The 19,536-nt window shown below is 68.1% G+C and carries 18 protein-coding genes; 8 read left to right on the top strand and 10 right to left on the bottom strand.

The features are described from left to right. Positions 1 to 81 precede the first annotated feature (81 nt). Positions 82 to 495 carry a hypothetical protein gene (locus Pla123a_RS00365; protein ID WP_146583543.1) on the top strand — a complete coding sequence of 138 codons (414 nt, stop codon included), beginning with the start codon at positions 82 to 84 and terminating at the stop codon, positions 493 to 495. Positions 496 to 642: 147 nt separating this feature from the next. Here Pla123a_RS00365 and Pla123a_RS00360 read toward each other — a convergent pair whose 3' ends face one another. Next, positions 643 to 1,365 (bottom strand): NAD(P)-dependent oxidoreductase, encoded by a 723-nt coding sequence (locus Pla123a_RS00360; protein WP_146583542.1) that lies wholly within the window; start codon positions 1,363 to 1,365, stop codon positions 643 to 645. Positions 1,366 to 1,466: 101 nt separating this feature from the next. Then, positions 1,467 to 3,218 (bottom strand): hypothetical protein, encoded by a 1,752-nt coding sequence (locus tag Pla123a_RS00355; RefSeq protein WP_146583541.1) that lies wholly within the window; start codon positions 3,216 to 3,218, stop codon positions 1,467 to 1,469. A gap of 140 nt (positions 3,219 to 3,358) precedes the next feature. Between Pla123a_RS00355 and Pla123a_RS00350 the strand changes: the two genes are divergently transcribed. Next, the gene (locus tag Pla123a_RS00350; protein ID WP_197527550.1) at positions 3,359 to 4,078 is read left to right on the top strand and encodes a laminin B domain-containing protein; all 720 of its coding nucleotides are present in this window, start codon (positions 3,359 to 3,361) and stop codon (positions 4,076 to 4,078) included. Here Pla123a_RS00350 and Pla123a_RS00345 read toward each other — a convergent pair. The 7 genes from Pla123a_RS00345 to Pla123a_RS00315 all read right to left on the bottom strand — a co-directional run bounded on the left by Pla123a_RS00345 (position 4,000) and on the right by Pla123a_RS00315 (position 11,214). Next, the gene (locus Pla123a_RS00345; RefSeq protein ID WP_146583539.1) at positions 4,000 to 4,554 is read right to left on the bottom strand and encodes a hypothetical protein; all 555 of its coding nucleotides are present in this window, start codon (positions 4,552 to 4,554) and stop codon (positions 4,000 to 4,002) included. The genes Pla123a_RS00350 and Pla123a_RS00345 overlap by 79 nt on opposite strands. Before the next feature lie 32 nt (positions 4,555 to 4,586). Then, a complete protein-coding gene (locus tag Pla123a_RS00340; RefSeq protein ID WP_146583538.1) occupies positions 4,587 to 5,228 on the bottom strand; it encodes a PilZ domain-containing protein in 642 nt (213 codons plus the stop codon). Between the two features lie 194 nt (positions 5,229 to 5,422). Continuing rightward, positions 5,423 to 5,971 carry a hypothetical protein gene (locus Pla123a_RS00335; RefSeq protein ID WP_146583537.1) on the bottom strand — a complete coding sequence of 183 codons (549 nt, stop codon included), beginning with the start codon at positions 5,969 to 5,971 and terminating at the stop codon, positions 5,423 to 5,425. 269 nt (positions 5,972 to 6,240) lie between these two features. Further along, a complete protein-coding gene (locus Pla123a_RS00330) occupies positions 6,241 to 6,759 on the bottom strand; it encodes a hypothetical protein (protein ID WP_146583536.1) in 519 nt (172 codons plus the stop codon). 283 nt (positions 6,760 to 7,042) lie between these two features. Then, a complete protein-coding gene (locus Pla123a_RS00325) occupies positions 7,043 to 8,350 on the bottom strand; it encodes an ABC transporter permease (RefSeq protein ID WP_146583535.1) in 1,308 nt (435 codons plus the stop codon). 6 nt (positions 8,351 to 8,356) lie between these two features. Continuing rightward, a complete protein-coding gene (locus Pla123a_RS00320; protein ID WP_146583534.1) occupies positions 8,357 to 9,271 on the bottom strand; it encodes an ABC transporter permease in 915 nt (304 codons plus the stop codon). After that, positions 9,268 to 11,214 carry a peptide ABC transporter substrate-binding protein gene (locus Pla123a_RS00315; RefSeq protein ID WP_146583533.1) on the bottom strand — a complete coding sequence of 649 codons (1,947 nt, stop codon included), beginning with the start codon at positions 11,212 to 11,214 and terminating at the stop codon, positions 9,268 to 9,270. Before Pla123a_RS00315 ends, Pla123a_RS00320 begins: the two co-directional genes overlap by 4 nt. A 514-nt stretch (positions 11,215 to 11,728) precedes the next feature. On the opposite strand from Pla123a_RS00315, the gene Pla123a_RS00310 reads away from it, so the two are divergent. From Pla123a_RS00310 to Pla123a_RS00285, 6 genes are all read left to right on the top strand, one after another. After that, the gene (locus Pla123a_RS00310; RefSeq protein WP_197527549.1) at positions 11,729 to 12,226 is read left to right on the top strand and encodes a TrmH family RNA methyltransferase; all 498 of its coding nucleotides are present in this window, start codon (positions 11,729 to 11,731) and stop codon (positions 12,224 to 12,226) included. Between the two features lie 116 nt (positions 12,227 to 12,342). Continuing rightward, complete coding sequence (locus Pla123a_RS00305) at positions 12,343 to 13,152, top strand: DUF3050 domain-containing protein (RefSeq protein ID WP_146583532.1); 810 nt, start codon at positions 12,343 to 12,345, stop codon at positions 13,150 to 13,152. 117 nt (positions 13,153 to 13,269) lie between these two features. Then, positions 13,270 to 13,983: a J domain-containing protein gene (locus Pla123a_RS00300; protein ID WP_197527548.1), complete on the top strand. Its 714-nt coding sequence runs from the start codon at positions 13,270 to 13,272 to the stop codon at positions 13,981 to 13,983. Between the two features lie 153 nt (positions 13,984 to 14,136). Next, positions 14,137 to 15,975 carry a CotH kinase family protein gene (locus Pla123a_RS00295; RefSeq protein WP_231956288.1) on the top strand — a complete coding sequence of 613 codons (1,839 nt, stop codon included), beginning with the start codon at positions 14,137 to 14,139 and terminating at the stop codon, positions 15,973 to 15,975. Between the two features lie 21 nt (positions 15,976 to 15,996). After that, positions 15,997 to 16,665 (top strand): DUF4956 domain-containing protein, encoded by a 669-nt coding sequence (locus Pla123a_RS00290; protein WP_146583530.1) that lies wholly within the window; start codon positions 15,997 to 15,999, stop codon positions 16,663 to 16,665. 70 nt (positions 16,666 to 16,735) lie between these two features. Beyond that, complete coding sequence (locus Pla123a_RS00285) at positions 16,736 to 18,118, top strand: SGNH/GDSL hydrolase family protein (RefSeq protein ID WP_146583529.1); 1,383 nt, start codon at positions 16,736 to 16,738, stop codon at positions 18,116 to 18,118. A gap of 74 nt (positions 18,119 to 18,192) precedes the next feature. Here the strand turns inward: Pla123a_RS00285 and Pla123a_RS00280 are convergent, their stop codons facing one another. Continuing rightward, the gene (locus Pla123a_RS00280) at positions 18,193 to 19,326 is read right to left on the bottom strand and encodes a DUF6688 family protein (RefSeq protein ID WP_146583528.1); all 1,134 of its coding nucleotides are present in this window, start codon (positions 19,324 to 19,326) and stop codon (positions 18,193 to 18,195) included. Positions 19,327 to 19,536 lie beyond the last annotated feature (210 nt).

The following is a 19,536-nucleotide window of genomic DNA, read 5'->3' as shown; positions in this document are numbered from 1 at the left end:
GGCGACTAACTCTTGGCTCTCGAGTCGAGCCCCCCTGGCCGGCCCAGCTGCAGGGGACACCAACACGACCCGCGGATCGCCATGGCCTCTCCCTCAAATGCCCTTACCTACCAGGGACGCCCCCGCACCTGCGGCCTGCGGTTGTCGACGGTGGATGTCGTGGTGATGGCGGCCGCCACCGCGGGGGGCGTGGCGGGCTATTCCTACACGGCGGGTTTTTCGCCGTTCGTGCCGTTTGTGGTCTTCCACTTCTTCTTGTTCTGCAACGTCTTCCGCATTCCTTGCCGTCCGGAGCTCCTCTGGGCCGGTGTGTTCTTGATCCACACCACCGTGTGGCTCTGGTTGGGGACTGTAAGTCTCCCGTGGCTGTTCGCACTGCAGTCGGTCTTTACCTTCGCCCTGCTTGCCTGCGAACTACGGCGGCCGACCTACCACGGCGTTCTCTCCCGCCGCTTCAACCCGAGGATCGATGACTATCTGGCCGGCGGTATCTAGGTCGCCCGCAGCGGCCCAAGAGTAGCCCTACTCTCCGAGTAGGCTCGCGCGAGCTGGCCCACCGAGCACTCGCACCTGTGCCGAGCGATGCTGCACCACGCTGCGTTGAGACTGCCGGATCAACGTCGCCCACGCGATGACGGCGACCTACTCCGCGTTGTAAACCACCGGCATGCGGCCGCGCCAATTGGTCCACAGCTCGTCGTCGACGATGAGCCGCGTCATCGCGTGGCCGACATTGATCCGGCTGGTGCGGCCCGGGTTGAACAGCGCGCTGCGGGTCGGCGATTCGTGCAGCGTGCAGGGGCTTACCTCGTCGGCGTGGGTGAGGCTGTCGGGGCGGACGGCGCACCACTCGATGAACTTCGAAGACTGACCGACCTGCGTCCGCAGGTAGTCGGCGGCCTGCTCGTTGTCGGCGTGCGGCGGGACCAGCGTCCTCAGCAGGGCGAGCACCGCCCGCTCGCCCGTGGTGAGCGGCTCGTCGAGGTCGCGGTTCCGCACGCCGGCGCTCGACATCAGCACGAACTTGACCGGCCGCTCGGGCTGGTTGGCCTCGATCGCCCGGCAAACCCGCCGCACGGCGTCGGTCACCAGCCTGCGGGGCTGGCCGAACACGCCCCGCAGCGTCAGGTTGTGCCCCAGGCAAGACGCGACCGCGTCGCAGCCGGCGGTCAGTTCTTGCAGCCGCTCGTCGGACAAGTCGAGCAGGCTGGCGGTCGTGTACGACAGGTTCACACACTGCCGCAGCTCGAGCTGAAGCCGGTCGGGCGAGCGGACCACCGCGCGGACCTCTTCGCCGCGGCCCAAGAGCTGGGCGACAAGCAGCTCGCCGGTCGCGCCCGTGGCGCCGAGGACTAGGATGGTCATGCGTGGCTGTAATCCCGTTTAGGTGTCGACAGTCGGCGGTGTTGTTATGAGATGGCGGAGGCCACTCCTCCCCACCTCCCTCGTAGGGAGGGGGATCTTCTTTACCACTCGGTCTCGTAGCGGAGCACCTTGAGAGGCCCGTCGCTGCTCACGAGCGCGGCGAGGTTCGGGTCGGTCGCGATCTGCTCGAAGGTGGTCGGCTCGCCGTCGAGCGTCATCGCCTCGCGGACCAGTCGGACGCCGTGACTGTAGTCGACGTACGCGCGGGTGTGAACCGTCGTTACCGGTTGGATCGGCTCGCCGGTCAGCCGATGCCAGCCGTAGATCGCGACCCGGCCGGGCCGCTCCAGCAGCCGGTTGGTTAGGACGACGTCCTTCTTGACGCCGGCGATCAGCCCGTTCCGGCCGCCGCGTTGCTGCTCGATGATCGCGCTGTGCTGGGCGAAGGTGGCGGCCGCCTCGCGGCGTTCGGTGAGTGGCCGCGGTTCGACCTTCACGACGGCGTGCTGGTAGATCTGGTCGACCATCCGCGCGGTTGGCAGCGTGCAGCCGAACCGATCGGCGATCTGTTGAGCGGTGGCGGGGTTGATCGGCGCGCGGACGAAATCGTCGTCGGAGCCGACCGCCAGGTAGTCGGGCATTGCCTGGTAGGTGAGCCGACGCTCGCGGCCCTCGGCGTCGAGTGAGACAATACTGATCGGCGTAAATTCCCGCAACCGGTCGGGCAGGTTGCCGGCACGCAACTGCTCGGCAATCGCCTGTTCGCGTTCGGCGGGCGCGAGGTCGGCGATCTGTGCGAAGAACGTGGCGCCGCCAATCGCATCGGCAGAGCGGGGCGGGAGGCTAGCCGGCGGCGGCTCAATCCAATCGGCGAACGCGCGGGGGCCGCCGAACCGACCCCACGCGTCCTGCTGGGGCGTGCCGAGCGTCGTGGCGTACAAATAGCCGTTCATGTCGCCCACTAGCGCCGTGTGCAAGATCTTGTTGTCGGGGTTCTGGTGCACTAGCAGCGTGATGCGGCCGCCCTGCGCGGTGCGGCGCATGAGCGGGCCGTCGGCGCCCTCGTCGATCGCGAGCTCCTTGGCAAAGCGGTCTGCCATGCGGTTGGTAGCGCGGTACGTGCCGCCGGTCGGGCCGACGACCGGCTTGCCCTGGTAGGTGATGTGGCGGTCGTCGTAGGCGAGGACAACCAACCGCCGCTGCGCGTCGGCGTTGAGCCATGCCAGGAACTTGTCGCCGTGGCGGCTGGCGTCGTCGTAGCTGTAGTTCGCGTCCAAGAGTGCGATGCGGTCGACCTCCGCAGGGATTGCTTCGTGCGCGTCGAGCACACCCCACACGAAGCTGCCGCCGCCGCTGTGCGCTGCGAGCGTCACCTTGCCCGGCGGCGCCAGACGCGTGGCGGCCGCGTAGACGTCGGCGATCTGCTGAGGGCGGTCCTCGACGCCGCGGCGCCAGGCGGGCCAGCTCAGCCCCGGGGCCTCGAGGCAGACCAGCACAAGGTTCTCGTCGGGCGTCACTTCGCGGAGCCGCCGCGTCTGGGCGGCGATGTGCTGGATGTCGAAATGCCAGTCGAGGTCGTCTCGCATCTGGCAGCCGAGCGTCTGCTCGATCGTGTTGCCGTTGGGCAGCGAGAACAGGATCAGCCGCATCGGCTTAACCGGGTCGAAATCGCCGGCCGCGTTGGCGTACGCGCGGACATCGCCGGAAAGGGTGGCCGTGCGGACCTGCTCGCCGAACCACGCCCCGGGCGCGAAGCCGGGCAGCGGCGCAGCGGCCGCGGGGCTCGCAAGCAACGCGGCAAGAATCAGCGTCTGCCAGCGGGGACGCATCAGCAGATAAGTGGTGGTTAGCAATTCGATGTCCTCGTGGTGCGTGCAGTGCGCCTACGGCCATTGTAACCTGGCCTGCCGAGCACCGTGGTTGTGCCACTCTGCGGCGGGACGTACACTTCGACACTATTGAAATGCCTGGACCTTGCTCACGGAAGCGTCTCATGAAAGCTGTCGCCGCGTTGCTCTTCTCGCTAGCCGCTTTGACCAGCGCCGGTGCTCACGCGGCTTCGAGCACGTTCGACGTCGACGACGAGGGCTGGACCATCATCGGCGACGCCCAGAGCGGGACCGGTTCGCCCGATTACCTGGCCGCGGGCGGCAACCCGGGCGGGCACATCGCTGCCGCCGACAACGTGCTGGGCGGCACGTGGTACTTCCAGGCGCCCGCTAAGTTCCACGGCGATTTCTCGTTTGCCTACGGCGCTGACCTGACCTTCGACCTGATGCAGAGTTCGATCTCGAGCCAGTTCGACGACGAGGACGTGATCCTCCGTGGCGGCGGCCTGTTTCTCACCTACGACACGTCGATGAACCCCGGCGTCGCGTGGACCAGCTACAGCGTCCCGCTAGAGGAAACGGCTGGCTGGACCGTCGGCGGCTCGTCCCCGGCGGCCGCGCCGACCGCGGCCGAGATGATGCAAGTGCTATCGGACCTGACCGACCTGCAGATCCGCGGCGAGTACCGCTCTGGCAGCGACACCGGCTCGCTCGACAATGTAGCGCTGATCCCGGCCCCCGGCGGGCTTTCGCTGGCGGCCGCTGGCCTGGCGTTGGCAGTCCGAGGCGGTCGTCGCCGCGGCGCTCAACTAGCCAGAGCGCCGGCGACCCGCCAGGAGCCGTCGCCGACAGGGGCGGCGGTCTCGCAACGCACGGCCAACTGACAACCGGCGTGGCCCGACGGGCCAAAGTCGAGCAGCCAGTAGCTGGCGTGGCGGTCAGTGGGCAGCGTGACCCGGATCCATTGCTCGGTCAGGTCCGTGACCAGCCCGGCAAGGGTCACTCCGAGCGGGTGGCACCGCTCGTCGAGCGGAGTGGCGGTCACCGGCAACGCGAGCTTCTGGCCGTTTCGCTGCTCACGCACCAGCCCGGCGATCGCCGCCCGCAGCCGCGAGCGTTGGTGGTGCGGGAGGTGCCGGCTTGGCGAGAAGCCCGCGAGCGGCGACGGGCCGGGCTCGACCCGCTCGGCCGCGTCCGCACAATAAATCCGCGCGTCGCAGTCGCTGCACTTCTTGACCACGACCCGGGTCTGCTCGATCGGCGCCAGCACGCCGAGCCTGCCGCCGCATTGGCCGCAGTGGTAGACCACCCGGTGGTCCGCGATCGCGTCGGCGTTTCGGTCTTGCAGACAGGGGTGCATCGCTGCGGTTCTCGGTTGGGTGGGGCCCGGGGCTAGCGCGCGTCGAGCGGCAGGTCGCCGCCAGAGCCGAGCAGGAACTTGCAGCCGACCTTGGTTACGCCGGACTTGGTCTCGAGCCAACGCACGGCCGCCAGAGCCTGGAAGCCCGGGAAGCCCACCACGCTAAAGTCGAGCAGCAGGTAGGCCACCGAGAGCGGCTCGTTCAGTTGCAGGCAACAGCCCACAGGCGAGAGGTTCACCAGGCGGACCTCGAGCACCTCGCACGGCGACTCGAGCGACTCGGTGAGCGGAACCGCGGGGAGGTTGACGCGGACCTCATGGCGGTCGTCGCCGCGGCGGTCGTCACTCGGCACGAGGGAACCCAGCGCACGCTCGAGCTCGCTCATCCCCGCCGGGCTGTACTGCTCGGCGAGGCCCTGGGGGGTGCGCTGGTCGCCAAGCCGAAGGACCGGCAGTGTGTGGTTGTGGGCCTCGGTGTAGTACCACCGGCCACACTCGGGGCACGGAACCGCCGCCGCCCAGTAGCCCGGCTTGGGAGCGGGCCACGGAAGCCGCCGCTCGCAGCCGAGGCAACGGCCGATCATGATCGTCATCGGCAGGTTCCGGCGATCGGGGCCGCTGCTGCCGAGCGCGGCAATGATCTCGGGATCGAGTTGGGGGAGGCAGTCTTTCATCGGTAAGAGTCCTTAACGACCGTCGTGGTTTTCCGCCTGTGGTCAGCCACATGCTTATCCAAACCTAGGAGCGGAAAGCCGTGCTCGCGACGCCCAGCCTGCGGAAATTCGCACAACTCGCACCCGCCGAGGTGCGGCTGTAGCGGGCGGGGCGATTGCCCGGGCAAGGAGCGGGCACTGACAGACGAGCCGGGTCAGCTGGCCGGCGCGCCGGCGACCCGCCAGGAGCCGTCGCCAACGGGCGAGGCGGTCTCGCATCGCACGGCCACCTGACAGCCGGCGTGGCCCGAGGGGCCGAAGTCGAGCAGCCAGTAGCTGGCGTGGCGGTCGGTGGGCAGCGTGACCCGGATCCACTGCTCGGTCAGATCGGACACAACGCCCGCCACGGTCTGCCCAACAGGGACGTACCGCTCGTCAAGCGGCGTCGCGGTGACCGGCAGCGCAAGCCCGTGCGCCAACTCACCGGCGGCCACCAGCACCGAAATCAACCGCCGCAGGCGGCGGTGCTCGTGCGTCGGCAGACTGGCTGGCGAGGCGAGCCCGACGTGCGGCGCCCCGGAGAGCGCGCCGGGCAGGTCGGCCGTGTAGTAGCGGGCCTCGCACGAGGCGCACGCCCGCAGCACGACGCGGCGGTTCTCAGTCGGGGCAGCGGCGTTGAGTTGGTTGCTGCACACGCTGCAGCGGATGCCGCTAATGTTGGCGGGCTGGCCCGCAAAACGGTCGTTGGGAGAATGCTGATCCATACTGCCTGCCCGCTGCTTCCGTCGCGCAGGGGTCCCTTCGATGCAGCACGTGCAACGATAAGCCACCCTGCTACGGTGACACTCAAAAGCTTAGTTGCGTACTGGCGTTTAAGACACCGCTCTGCGGGCGGGAATTTGTTCGGCTTCCCGGCAGGGCATGCGGATAGAGCGAGGTCGCGAGTGCGCAGCAGCAATCGACAGCAGAAGTCTCGAGTACGAAGTCGGCGTCTTCGTACGGCCGACGAGCCGGGCGCATCGGCGAGTGCCAACTAGCCGCGGAGCGCCGCTTCCACTTCCATTCCGGTCAGGAACTCGCACCCGACGCGCATCGCGTCCCGCTCGAGTTGCAGCCGGCGCACCGCGGCCAGCGCCTGCAGCCCAGGAAAGCCGAGCCTAGCGAAGTCGAGCAGCAGGTAGCCAACCTTTAGCGAGGCCTCGATCTGCAGCCGGCAACCGGCGGTCGTCAGCTCAATAAGCCGCGCCTCGATCGTCGCGTCGTGAATCTTGAGGCCCGCGTCCAGCGGGACGCCCGGAATGAGCACGTCCGGGAACACGCCGAGTTTGGCGGCGACGGCAGCGATGTCCCGCGGTTGGAACTGGCGGCCCAATCCGCGGGCCGACGACTCGCAGTCGGCCGGCAGGCTGTCGCATGGAGCTAGGTTGGCGTCCACCCGCGTGTAGTAGACCCGTCCGCACTGGCCGCACGCGACCGGGGCGGCCCAAACCCCTGGGATAGGCGCTGGCCAGTCGAGGGCGTGTTGGCACCCAGCGCAGCAAGGAGTCGCCATGCCCGTTGGGCTTCGGCCGGCGCACCGATCACTGGCGGCATAGGGTCGAGATTGATTCATGGGTTACGCCTCTCGGATCAACCGCGTCGGGGCCCTCAGGTGCAACGGCCCCCTGGTCACTATTCGACCGTAGCTGTGGAAACCCTACCCCATGTGGACATCCGATATTGGGGCGTGCTTTTTTACCTGCCTGGAGTCGGTTCATGCCGCGTTGCGCGGTTGCACCGCGGGACCCCCGGGCGCACGCCGCAAAGAAGATGACCTTGGACGCATTTGGCAGCCGCTACTGGTCCCGCAACCGCGGGTCGAACGCGTCCCGCAGGCCGTCGCCCAGGAAATTGAGGGCGAAGAGGGTTATGCCGATCGCTCCGCTGGGGAACACGATCAGCCACCAGTAGACCTTCACCGGCGTGATGACCTGGATGCCCTCGTTGGCCAGCAGTCCCCACGAAACGTCGGGCGGCTCGACCCCTAGGCCGAGGAACGAGAGGAAGGCCTCGAACAAAATCACCCGCGGGATGGTGAGCGTCAGGTACACGATCACCACGCTCAGCAGGTTCGGCACGATGTGCCGGAACACGATGCCGGCGTGCGTCACGCCGATCGCCCGGGCGGACTCCACAAACGGCTCGTTGCGGAGCGAGATCACCTGGCCGCGGACCACGCGGGCCATAGTGAGCCAGTAGATGGCGCCGACCACCAGGTAGAAGATGACGATCCGGCTGAGGCCGTACTCCTCGCGCCAGGCGCGGATCTGCGGGTCGTCGAGGATCGAGATCACGAAGATCACGACAAAGATAAAAGGCACCGAGTACAGCACGTCGACCAGCCGCATCATCGCGCCGTCGACCCAGCCGCCGGTGTAGCCGGCGATCGCGCCGTAGGTCACGCCGATCACTACCGAGACGATCGTCGCCACCAGGCCCACGATCAGCGACACCCGCGACCCCCAGAAGATCCGGGAGAAGATGTCCCGGCCGAGCTTGTCGCGGCCGCAGATCGCGTTGATCGACCACTCGCCGAACAGCGCGTAGCGGGCGCGGACCATGGCGCGGCTCAACGGGCCGAGGACCGGGAAGCCGGCGTCGCGGTACGGGCGTTGGACAATGTCCTCGACCCGGTTCTTCTGCCGGCGGAGCTGGCGGATCGCCTCGTCGCGTTCTTCGCCCCGCGACTCACGGTACGCGCGGCGGGCCTCGGCCAGGTCGGCCTCGGCGGCCTCAACCCGCTCGCCCTGGTCGGCGATCCGCTCGGCGTCGAGCGAGAAGGTTTTGATAAACAGTGACCGGTCGATCGGTTCTTCTTCCTGCTCCGCGGTCCCTTTGGCAGGCTCCTGCAGCAGCCAGGACGGCTCAGAGAACTTCTGGTCGGTGAACACCTTGTCGGGCGGCTGCATCGGGAACAGCGGCGAGAAGAACGACAACAGCCCCACCGCCACGAGCGTCCAGAACGACGCCATCGCCACGCGGTTCTTCCGCAGCTGGCGGATCGCCTCCTGCGTGAGCGACAGCCCGCGCTTGGGGCCCCCCTCGCTGGGTTTCCCGGGATTGGGCTTAGGCGTGACTTCTTTCGTAGATCCGAATGACGGCATAGCGGGCTACTTGTACTCCACGCGGGGGTCGAGCAGCCCGTACGACAGGTCCACCAGGAAGTTCATCGTGTACAGCAGCACCGTGTAGACCATCACCAGGCCCATTGCCATGGTGATGTCGCGGTTGAAGGCGGCCTGCACAAAGTGCCAGCCCATGCCGGGGATCGCGAAGATCTGCTCCACCACCGGCGAGCCGGTCAGCACGCCCGCCACCGCGGGGCCAAGGAACGAGATCACGGGCAGCATGGCGGTCGGCAGCGCGTGCCGCATCACCACGCTCCACGGCGACAGGCCCTTTGCCCGGGCGGTGCGGATGTGGTCCTGGCCGAGCACGTCGAGCATGCCGGTCCGCGCGATGCGGGCGACGTACGCGGCGTACGGCGCGCCCAGGCACAGCCCCGGCAGGATCAGCTGCCGCAGGGTCCCCCAGCCACCGGCCGGGAAGATCGGGATCATGAACACAAACAACAGGATGGCGAACCCGGCCACCACAAAGTTGGGCAGCGCGATGCCGAGCGCCGCGGTGCTCATCAGCAGAAAATCGCTCCGCGTGCCCCGTCGCACCGCCGAGAGGATGCCCGCCGCTAGGCCCACGGTGAACGCGAAGGTCAGCGCTAGCGCGCCGAGCGCCGCGGAGATCGGCAACCCCTGCGCCACGACGTCGTTGATCTCGACATCCATCTTCATGCTCTGGCCGAGGTCGCCGCGGGCGTAGTCGCGGAGCATGTAGTATGCCTGCTCGTGGTAGGGCAGATCGAGCCGGTACCGGCGTTCGAAGTTTTCCTTCACCACGTCCGGCAGCACGCGTTCGCTCTGGAACGGCCCGCCCGGCACCGCGTGCGCAAGGGCGAACGTCAACAGGAACACGACCAGCAGCACGACGACCAGACCCACCAGGCGGCGGAGGATGAACGGGATCACTGTTCGGCCCCCTGCAGCTCGGTCTGCTGCGGTTGGGAATCGTTGTAGAGCGGCGCGTCGCGCATGTACTCGTTGGGCCCCTCGAGGTCGGGGTCGATCCAGATTGCCTTGAGCGGGTGCGAGTCCTGCAGGTTGTTGTAGAACCCGCGGATGTTCGGCCGGATCAGGTTGCTGCTGACGTAGGTGTAGACCGGCAGCAGCGGCTGCGCGTCCATCAGCATCCGCTCGGCCCGCATCAGGATCTCCATCCGGGCCGCGGGGTCGGTCTCGGCCCCGGCGGCGGCGATCAGCGCGTCGTACTCCGGCTCGGCGTAGCCCGACTGGTTGTTGCCGTTGTTCGACACGTACATGTCGAGGAACGTGTTGGGGTCCATGTAGTCGCCGATCCACGACCGGCGGCAGATGTCGTAGTTGAGCTGCGCGCTGTTCGACAGGTAGGTGCCCCACTCCTCCTTGCGGCCGGAGACCGAAATCCCCAGCCGCTCCTGCCACTGCTTGCGGACCAGCTCGGCGATGGTCTCGTGCTCCTCGGCGCCCGAGTTGTAAAGGATCTCGATGCGGGGGAAGCCGACCCCCTCGGGGTAGCCCGCCTCGGCCAGGAGCCGCTGAGCCTCCGCGACGTTGTTGGCCGCGCACTCCTGCGAGGTGTAACCCTGCATGCCGGGCGGCACCAGCGCGTACGCGGGGGGCTCGCCCGCGCCGACCGTGTCGAGGATCTGCTCGCGGTCGAGCGCCAGCGCGAGCGCCTTGCGGACGCGGACGTCGTTGAGCGGCTCGCGGGTGGTGTTGAAGTTGTAGTAGTAGGTGGCAAGCTGCGGCGCCGGGTTGAAGTCGGACCGCGGCGGTTCGGCCGCCAGCAGCTTGCGGTTGATCAGCTTCGGGTTGGTGTACGACCAGTCGATCTGGCCGGTCTCGTACAGGTTGAAGGCGGTGATCAGCGAGTCGACTACCAACGCGTCGATGACGCCCAGTTGCACGCTCTCCTTGTCCCAGTATTTGTCGCTCTTCACCAGCCGGATGCGGTCGCGGATGCGCCGGAACTGGATCTCGTACGGCCCGTTCGTAACGATGTTCTCCGGCCGAGTCCACTCGGGCCAGCCGTGGGTCTCGACGCACTTCCGGTTTACCGGCGACATCGCGTAGAAGCCAACCAGCTCGGGCCAGAACGGCGTGGGGTCGTTGAGCTCGGTGACGAGTGTGTGGTCGTCCTCGACACGGATGCCGACCTCGTTGAAGTCGATCAGCACCGCCTTGCAGGCCTGGTCGTTTGCGGCCTCGTCGGGCCGGCCGGTGATCCGGAACCGCTGGTCCTCGCCGTCGACGTTGATGACCAGCGTGTGCCGCTTGCCAAAGTCATTGTCGGCCACCTCCTGGTCGGCGTACTCGGCGTCGCGCTCGATCGCCACTAGCTCGCCCCGCAGCACCGTGCCCCGCGCGTGCGGCGGTGTGCCTGCGGGCCGCTCGTGCAGCTCGACCTCAACCTTGTCGCCGACCTTGAGTTTGCTCGCGCCGAGCGTGTACCGCTCGCCGTTCTTCACGTACCACATCGCCTGCGAGTACTTGGCGGCGGTCAGCGGATCGAGGAACCGCCGGTACGAGTAGTAGAAGTCGTGCGCGGTGACCGGCGTCCCGTCGGACCACCGGGCGTTGTCACGCAGGCGCCACGTGTAGGTGCGGCCGTCCTCGGAGACATCCCAGCTCTCGGCCACGCCGGGCCGGGCCTCGCGGGTGTCGGGGTCGAGCTGCACCAGGCACTCGAAGATCGACCACAGGATGCGGCCCTCGGGCGCCCCCGACACCACGGCCGGGTCGAGCGACTGCACCTCGGTGCCGTTGGAGAACGAGAAGTCCGCCGGCGGCAGCCGCCCCAGCGAGACCATCCACGTGAGCGCCCCCAGGATCACAAGCAGCACCAGCGCAGAGATCAGCAGCCGTTGGGTCATGTCGCGGGGAGCCGAATTCTGCAGGGCGGGCGAGGAAGCCCCTACTTTATACGCCCCGGAAGGCTGGGCCAATGCCGGCGCGAAATCCCCTCCCTCTCGGGGGGAGGGCTAGGGTGGGGACGCCCCGAGTACCCACGTCGGGCCAACTTGCTGAAGGAGTCACTCGATAGCGACCGATGTCCGCGCAGGGCCCGAAGCGACTCCCCTCCCCCTCGTGGGGAGGGTTAGGGAGGGGGGCTGGCCCGGTGTTCGCTGCAACAAGTCTTTTCGGGTGCCGGGGGCGCTCCAAAACAGCGGAAGCCCCCGACCGCCTGCGAGCCTCGGCAAGTACCTCGTCGGGGGCTTCCCTGGCGGGAGCGCCCCCGGCACCCGTGCCCCCCAGCACTCCACTTTGCCCCGGCATCGAAAAACCGTGTACCCGCTTCCCCCCACCCCGGCGTTCCCCCGGAGAGAAAGGGAGTAGAGAGAGTCGTCCCACTAGCCCTTAACCGTCACGGCTGGCACGATACCCGGTATGTCCTTCGAGCACCTCCGCCACAAGCCGCCCAACGAGCTCGACCAGGCCCGCGAGCTGCTGCTGGTTTGTGCCCCGCTGCGGAGCAACGTGAACCTGTCGCGGATCTTCCGCGCGGCGGGCTGCTGCGGCGTGACCAGGATCATCGCCACCGGGCGGGCGAAACTCGACCCGGAGATCGCCCGAGACGCCGCCGAGACGGTCGCCTTGGAGGTCAAGCGGAGCCTGCCGCCGGTGCTCAAGCAGCTTCGCGACGAGGGCTACCGGCTGGTTGGTTTGGAACAGACCACCGACTCGACCGACCTGCACCACTTCCCGTTCGAGCGGAAGACGGCGCTGGTGATCGGCAACGAGCGTACCGGCCTGACCGACGACGCGCTCGCCCTCCTGCACGACGTGGTCGAGATCCCCGTGTGGGGCATGCCGCACAGCTACAACGTCGCGACCGCTACGGCCATGGCGTTATACGAGTACTGCCGCCAGTTTCCGCGGGGATAGCCGCCTCGAGGGCAAAACAGCCTCGCGGGCAATGTGGATACCACGGTAGGCTTTTGGCGCCCGCCGCGCTATAGTCCTAGCGATCCTGACGCCACGCCACCGCCCTTGCGAGAATCATGCAGCCCAACCAACGCCTCGACGCGCTCCGCGAAGCCATCCAGCCGCACCGCCAGGCGCTGCTGGACCACCCCCTGTACCGGGCGATCGATCAGGTCGCCGCGCTACGGGCGTTCATGGAGCACCACGTGTTCGCGGTGTGGGACTTCATGTCACTGCTCAAGCGGCTGCAGACCGACCTCACCAGCTCGGCGGCGCCGTGGCTGCCACCGGCTAACCCGCAGGCGGCGCGGTTCGTCAACGAGATCGTCCTCGGCGAAGAAACCGACGAGCGGCCAGGTGGAGCGGCCGGGGCCGGCTACGCCAGCCACTACGACCTGTACCTCACGGCCATGAACGCCTGCCGCGCCGACACGGCCGCGGTGGAGCGGCTGCTGGAGCTAGTCCGCGGCGGCGCCCCGGTGCGTGAAGCGCTCCATCAGTTGCGCGACGAGGGCGCCATCGGTCAGAGCGTCGTGGCCTTTGTCGGCGCGACGTTTGATCTGGTGGATCACGGCTCGACCCACGAGGTTGCCTCGGCGTTTACGTTCGGCCGCGAGGACCTGCTGCCCGATGTTTTCCGGCAGATCGTGGCCGGCCTGAACCGCGATGAGGGCGGCCTCGACGACTTCGAATACTACCTGAGCCGCCACATCGAGCTCGACGAGGACCACCACGGGCCGATGGCCGAGCGGCTAGTGACCTCGCTCTGCGGTGACTCGGACGAGCATTGGCGGGAGGCCACCCAGACGGCGGTCGCCACGCTCCAGGCGAGGCTCGCCCTGTGGGACGCGATCGCCTCGCAGATTGCCGCACCGCAGCCCGTGTAGGACCGCGGTTGCGAGGCCAGACCGACAGAGGCGGGTGAGATTTCTTTGTCCGCGGCACGCCGCGTGCCTAGAATGAGCGTGTCGCGTCCCCGCCCGACCCCAGCGCTCCTCACGATCATGCTCGACGCCCGAGACTCCCACCGCGAGGACGCCGCTGCGCTGGACGCGACGATCCAGCGCAACGCCGAGATTGTCCGCCGCGGACGCCGCGAGCGGGGCTTCCTGAAGGTGCTCGGCCTGTCGCTCCCAGTGAGCATGGACGACGTCAAGCAGGCGTTCCGCGTGAAGGCCCGGCAGACGCACCCCGACCACAACGGCTCGGCGGCCGCGTTCCGCGAGGTGCAGCAGGCGTTCGACGAGGCGGTCGAGTACGCCAAGAAGCACGAGAAGCGGCTGCCCTGGCTCGGCGCCCAGCTGCCGATGTACGTCGCGCAGCGGGCGGTGGTCGACCTGGTTGAGAAGTGGGGCGGCTCGGTCGACCTCGAGCGACTCGACTGGCTCGAGGACACGGTCGGCGAGGACTTCTCGCAGCTGGCCGACCGGCTCCGCGAGGTCAACCTGACCGACTGCCCAATCGGCGACGCCGAGCTGAGCGAGCTGCTCGCCGAGGCGGACGGCATCGTCTACCTCGAGTCGTTGCTGCTGGCGGGCACGAAGGTCACCGACCACGGCGTGCTGCTGGTGACCCGCGCCCCCAGCCTGCGGTACCTCGACCTCCGCCGCACGCCGGTCAGCCAGCCGGTGCGGAACGAGCTGGCCAAGTTCCGCCGCTTCGACGCGGTCGAAGGGGCGAGCGGTTGGGCGCTGTGGCTGCGACGCCTGTGGGGCTAGCGGCGCCTCGACTGAGCGCCGGGGTTCCTATTCTCTCTGCAGGCGGCGCCCTTACTTTTTAGGGGGCCGGGTGGCGAATCGCGGCGTGGCCTCACGTTTAACACGCGGCGGCACCACTCCCCTCCCACACGCATCGATACTTAAGGACTCCTCATGAACCGGCGTCTGCTTGGCATTGCCCTTATGACCTGCGGCGGCCTCGTCGCGGTCGGCCTGTACGCCCAACCGCCTGAGTTCGACGGGCCCCCAGGATTCGACGGGCCGCAGCCACGTTTCGATGGTCCCCCGGGCTTTGACGGGCCTCCGCGGTTTGAGGGGCCCCCCAGTTTCGGTGGCGGTCCTGGCGGGCGGGGCTTCGGTGGCCCGATGGGCCGGCCCGACCTGAAGCTCGTCAAGAAATTCGACGCCAACGAGGACGGCTGGCTCAACCGGGAAGAACGCGACGCCGCCCGTGAGGAACTCGCCAACCAGCCGCAGCGCGGCCCGTTTGGCCGCGGGGGTGGCCGGCGCGGGCGTGGGCCTTTCGGCGGGGTCGACCAGCAACCCCCGCAGCCGGGGCCAGAGATGAACCCAGCCGACGTCGAGTCCTATCCCGACGCCGAGCTGTACGACACGTCGGTCCTGCGGACGCTGTTCCTTGACTTCGAGTCGGACGACTGGGAGTCGGAGCTCGAGGCCTTCAAGCCGACCGACGTCGAGGTCCCCGCCCGGCTGACCGTCGACGGCAACACCTACGAGAACGTCGGCGTCAGCTTCCGCGGCATGTCGTCGTTCATGATGGTCCCGGCGGGCAAGAAGCGGTCGCTCAACCTGTCGGTCGATATGGTCGACAAGGAGCAGCGACTCTACGGCCACAAGACGCTGAACCTGCTGAACGCGTCGGGCGACCCGTCGCTGCTGAGCACGGTGCTCTACTCGCACATCGCGCGGGAGCACATCCCCGCTCCCGAAGCAAACCTGGCCCGCGTGGTGATCAACGGCGAGTACTGGGGCGTGTACACCAACGTTCAGCAGTTCAACAAGGTGTTCGCCGAGGAGAACTACGGCTCGTCGACGGCCGTGCGGTGGAAGGTCTCGGGCAGCCCGAACGGCGACGGCGGGCTGCGCTACACCGGCGACGACCTGGCCGAGTACCGTCGGCGGTACACAATCAAGTCGAAGGACGACGACGAGTCGTGGCAGGCCCTGGTGGAGCTCTGCCGCACGCTCAACGAGACGCCGCTCGACCAGCTCGAGGCGCAACTAACCCCGCTGCTCGACATCGACGCGGCGCTGTGGTTCTTGGCGCTCGACGTGGCGCTCGTCAACAGCGACGGCTACTGGACACGCGCCAGCGACTACAGCCTGCTGCGCGACGAGGACGGCCGGTTCCATGTCATCCCGCACGACATGAACGAGGCGTTCGCCCTGCACGGTGGCCCGGGCGGCCCCGGCGGTCCAGGTGGCTTCCGCCCGCCCCGCGGTGCGGGACCGCCTCCCGGGTTTGACGGGCCGCCGCCGTTTGGACCTCCGCTCGGGTTTGATGGTCCGCCTCCGGCCGGGGGGCCAGGCGACTTCCAGGGTCCGCGCCAGCGCTCGGACCGCCAGGCCCGCAACGACGACCAACGTCAACAGGGCGACCGACGCCGCGGACGCGGCGGGCGGGGTGGCGGACCCGGCCACGGCGGTCCCGACCTCGACCCGCTGGTCGGCCTCGACAACGACCGCACGCCGCTCCGCAGCCGGTTGCTGGCTGTGCCCGAGCTCCGCGAGCGGTACCTGCAGCACGTCCGCGACATCGCCCAGACGCAACTCGACTGGCGGACGCTGGGGCCGCTGGTTGCGCAGATCCGCGGGCAGGTCGCCGGCTCGGTCGAGCAGGACACGCGCAAGTTGTCGACCTACGATGCGTTTATTCAGGCGACCTCGCCCGACGCCGGCTTGGACGGTTCGCTCAGAGGATTCTGCGACGCCCGACGTGAGTTCTTGTTAAACTACAAGGCTCCCCGGTAGTATTTCGCAGGCAGGCGTGGCATGGAAATCTTTGATACCCCCCTCTACGACGACGACTTCATCAAACTTGTTGTCCGGTTCGCCTGGAACCTGCTTTTTCTGATGCTCGTGGTGCGGTTCGCGTTGCACCCCAACCGGGCCGAGCGCGAGTTCACGTTCACCGCGGTGCTGCTGAACATCACGGTGTTCTTTATCTGCTTTACGCTGAAGAAGCTCGACATCGGGCTTGGGATGGCGCTCGGCCTGTTCGCCATCTTCGGCGTGCTCCGCTACCGCACCGACGCCATCCGCACCAAGGAGATGACCTACCTTTTCTTGCTGATCGGCATCGCGGTGATCAACTCGCTGTCGGGCAAGCAGACCAGCCACCTCGAGCTGCTGGCGGTCAACACGACGATGCTAGTCGCCGCGATGTTCGCCGAGCGGGTCGTCTGGGCGGCCCTGTCGCGGGAGGCCAAGAAGCCCAAGGTCAAGCAGGTCAAACGCCAGACCGTCGAGTACGACCGCATCGAACTGCTCGCCCCCGAGCGGTACGACGAGCTGCTGGCCGACCTCCGCGCCCGCACCGGCCTGCCGGTCGTGAAGGTTCAGGTGAAGACCATCGACCTGCGGCTCGGCGGCGCGTCGCTGGTGCTGAACCTCGACCCGTCGGCCCTGCCGGTGGACGAGGACGACAGCGACCTCGAGTAGCGGCGACCCGGCTGCGCATCGGTTAGGATAGGGGACCGCTCTTCTGCCCCCGATTCCCCAGGTGCTCCCCATGCCGCCGATCCGCGCCGCCCGTGCTGTTCTCGCCATCGCCCTCGCTACGCTGCTCTTGCCGCCCGCGCGAAGCCACGCCGCGGACGCCGTGGCGGAGGTCGCCGGCGTCACGCTCGGGCCCTACGAGTACGAGACCAAGCCCGACGACCCGGCCTTCGCGCAGTTCTTCCCCCGCAAGGCGCCCGCCGCGGGGCCGCTGCTGCTGAAGGAGGGCGACCGGCTGGCGGTCTGCGGCGACTCGATTACCGAGCAGCGGAAGTACTCGCGGATCATCGAGGGTTACCTGACCGCCTGCACGCCGCAGCTCGGCGTCACCGTGCGGCAGTACGGCTGGAGCGGCGAGAAGACCGACGGCTTCCTCCGCCGCATGGAGCAGGACTGCCTGCGTTTCGACCCGACCGTGGCGACCCTGTGCTACGGCATGAACGACGCGCGCTACCGCCCGTTCGACGTCACCAACGGCCGCTGGTACGAGGACCACTACCGCGCGATCGTCCGCCGCTTCAAGCAAGAGGGCGTGCGGGTGGTGGTCGGCACGCCCGGCTGCGCCGGCAAGACGGCGTCGTGGGTCGCTTCGCGGTCCGGCACTCTCGACCAGCAGAACGTCGCGCTGTGCGCGCTGCGCGACATCGCGATCGGCGTCGCCGAGTCGGAGGACTGCCGCCTGGCGGACGTGTTCTGGCCGATGCTGCAGGCGCAGGTGTTCGCGCCCGGCCAGCACGGCGCTACCGAGCAGAACCCCTACGAGGTCGCCGGAGCCGACGGCATCCACCCCGGCTGGGCGGGCCACGTGGTGATGGCGTACGCGTTCCTCAAGGCGATGGGGCTCGACGGGCAGATCGGCGTCCTCGAGATCGACCTCGCGGGCAACACGGCCCACGCCTCCGACGGGCACACGATCACCCCACTCGCCCCTGGCCGCTTCCGCGTCACCAGCACCCGCTACCCGTTCTGCGCGACCGGCGACCCCGACGACGACAACTCGATCCACTCGGGCATGACCCTCGTGCCATTCGACGAGGAGCTCAACCGACTGACGCTGAAGGTCAGTGGCGGCGCCGCCGAGCAGTACCGTGTTACCTGGGGAGACTCGACCGCAGAGTTCACTGCCGAGCAGCTTGCCAAGGGCGTGAACCTGGCCGCTGAGTTCATCGACAACCCGTTCTGCGAGGCGTTCTTCCGCGTTGACAACGCGGTGGAGGTCAAACAGGCGTTCGAGACCGAGCAGGTCAAACGGGTCTTCCACGGCGAGCGCGGCCGCCAAGACTTCGACCGCGCAGTCCGCGAGACCGAGGCCGAACGGGCCCCGCTGGCCGCCGCGGTGGCCAACGCCATGCAGCCGGTCGAGCACGAGATCCGCCTTGAGCCGCTCAACGAATAGCCGGCGGGCTACGCCTCGGCGGAGCCCCGCTGGCGCACTGTGCCCTTGTTTCGCCGCGGTGCGTAGCCCCCCGGCTACTGGTCTTCGGCTTCGTACAGCCGCGACACTTCGCGCTGTCGCACTCCAGCGGCCGGCAGCACGACCAGCGCCGCGAGCCACTCGCATGGCTTCAGCAGCAGGTAGGCCGCGTCGGCGAGCCACGGGGTCGTGAGCCGCCGCGCGGCGCGGGGGCCCCACTGGTTGTAGTGCCGCCGAACGAGTCGGTGCGCCGCGGGAGATGTCACGGCGAGGACCAGCTCCAGCGCCTTGAGCCGCTGCAACTGCCGCGTCACCCGGCCGCTGCCCGCCGGCCACGCCCCTACCAACCGTGCATGCCCCCGCGCCGCGGCCGAGGCGACGAAGCATGTGACCGGCTCTTCGGTAGGCGCCTGCGCATAGAGCGTCAGCATCGAGTTGACCGCGTACCGCCACGCCGCCAGGTGCATCGAGAACCACGCAAAGAGGCCGAACACGGCCTTCAGCGGCAACCGATACTTGTCGCTGCGGAGGGACTGGCACGCCAACCAAGCCGCGCGACAGTAGCACGCTAGCGCGAGGACGGGCGCGGTAAAGACTGCGAGGCCAAGATAGATGGCGGGTGTGGCTTCGGAAGTCAACACTACCATGAAGCCGAGAACTAGCATCAGCGCAAGGATCGCGATCCGCTCGTCCCCGATGATCGGCTGGCACACGCGGATCAGTAGGAGCAACGGCAATGGCCAGAGCACCGCCACAATGGGCGCGGCCATGTGCAAGCCCACGAAGGAGAGGGCGCCTTCATCGACACAGAGGCCGCAGAACCAGAGCACGTACAACTCCAGCCACACCACGACGCCGGTCAGTAAGCCAGCCAGCACCCACGGGCTGCCCTGATCGCGTTGCGGTCCGAACAGCCACAGCACCATCGCGTAGGCCGCCGCCAGCACAAAAAGGTAAACCAGGGCCGGGCTCGGCCAGGTCAGCAGCAGCATTGCGTAGTGGCCCAGCTTCCCCGACTGCCACACATCCGCGCTGAATGGATTCTCGGCTGCGAGAAAGATCAGGAAGGCCACTGGCGCCAGCACGCCCCAGAAGAACATCAGCAGCCGCCCGAACCGCGGCCAGGGGAGCAGGTCGGGGTCTGGGTACGGCTCTGGGGAGGGAGCGGGCTGGGTGGGTTCGCTGTCCAAACGGGCGGGGCCGCGGGCGGGGAGGAGGATCGGTTGGCCGGAGATGAACTTCGATGCGCGGGGCGTTTTTCCGCAACCGCGGGCCGTCGTCCGTTTGTTATAGCAGACTGCCGAGAATCGCATCCCGACCGAGCCGAGGACGACTCGCCGTAGGCTCGACTGCCTGCTCGCTGCAGAGTTATCCTGCATCCGCCCGCAACCTGGGGGCTG

Origin of the sequence: Posidoniimonas polymericola (genome assembly GCF_007859935.1) — a bacterium.
GTDB classification, from domain to species: domain Bacteria; phylum Planctomycetota; class Planctomycetia; order Pirellulales; family Lacipirellulaceae; genus Posidoniimonas; species Posidoniimonas polymericola.
This window is presented reverse-complemented; position numbering and strand designations above follow the sequence as displayed.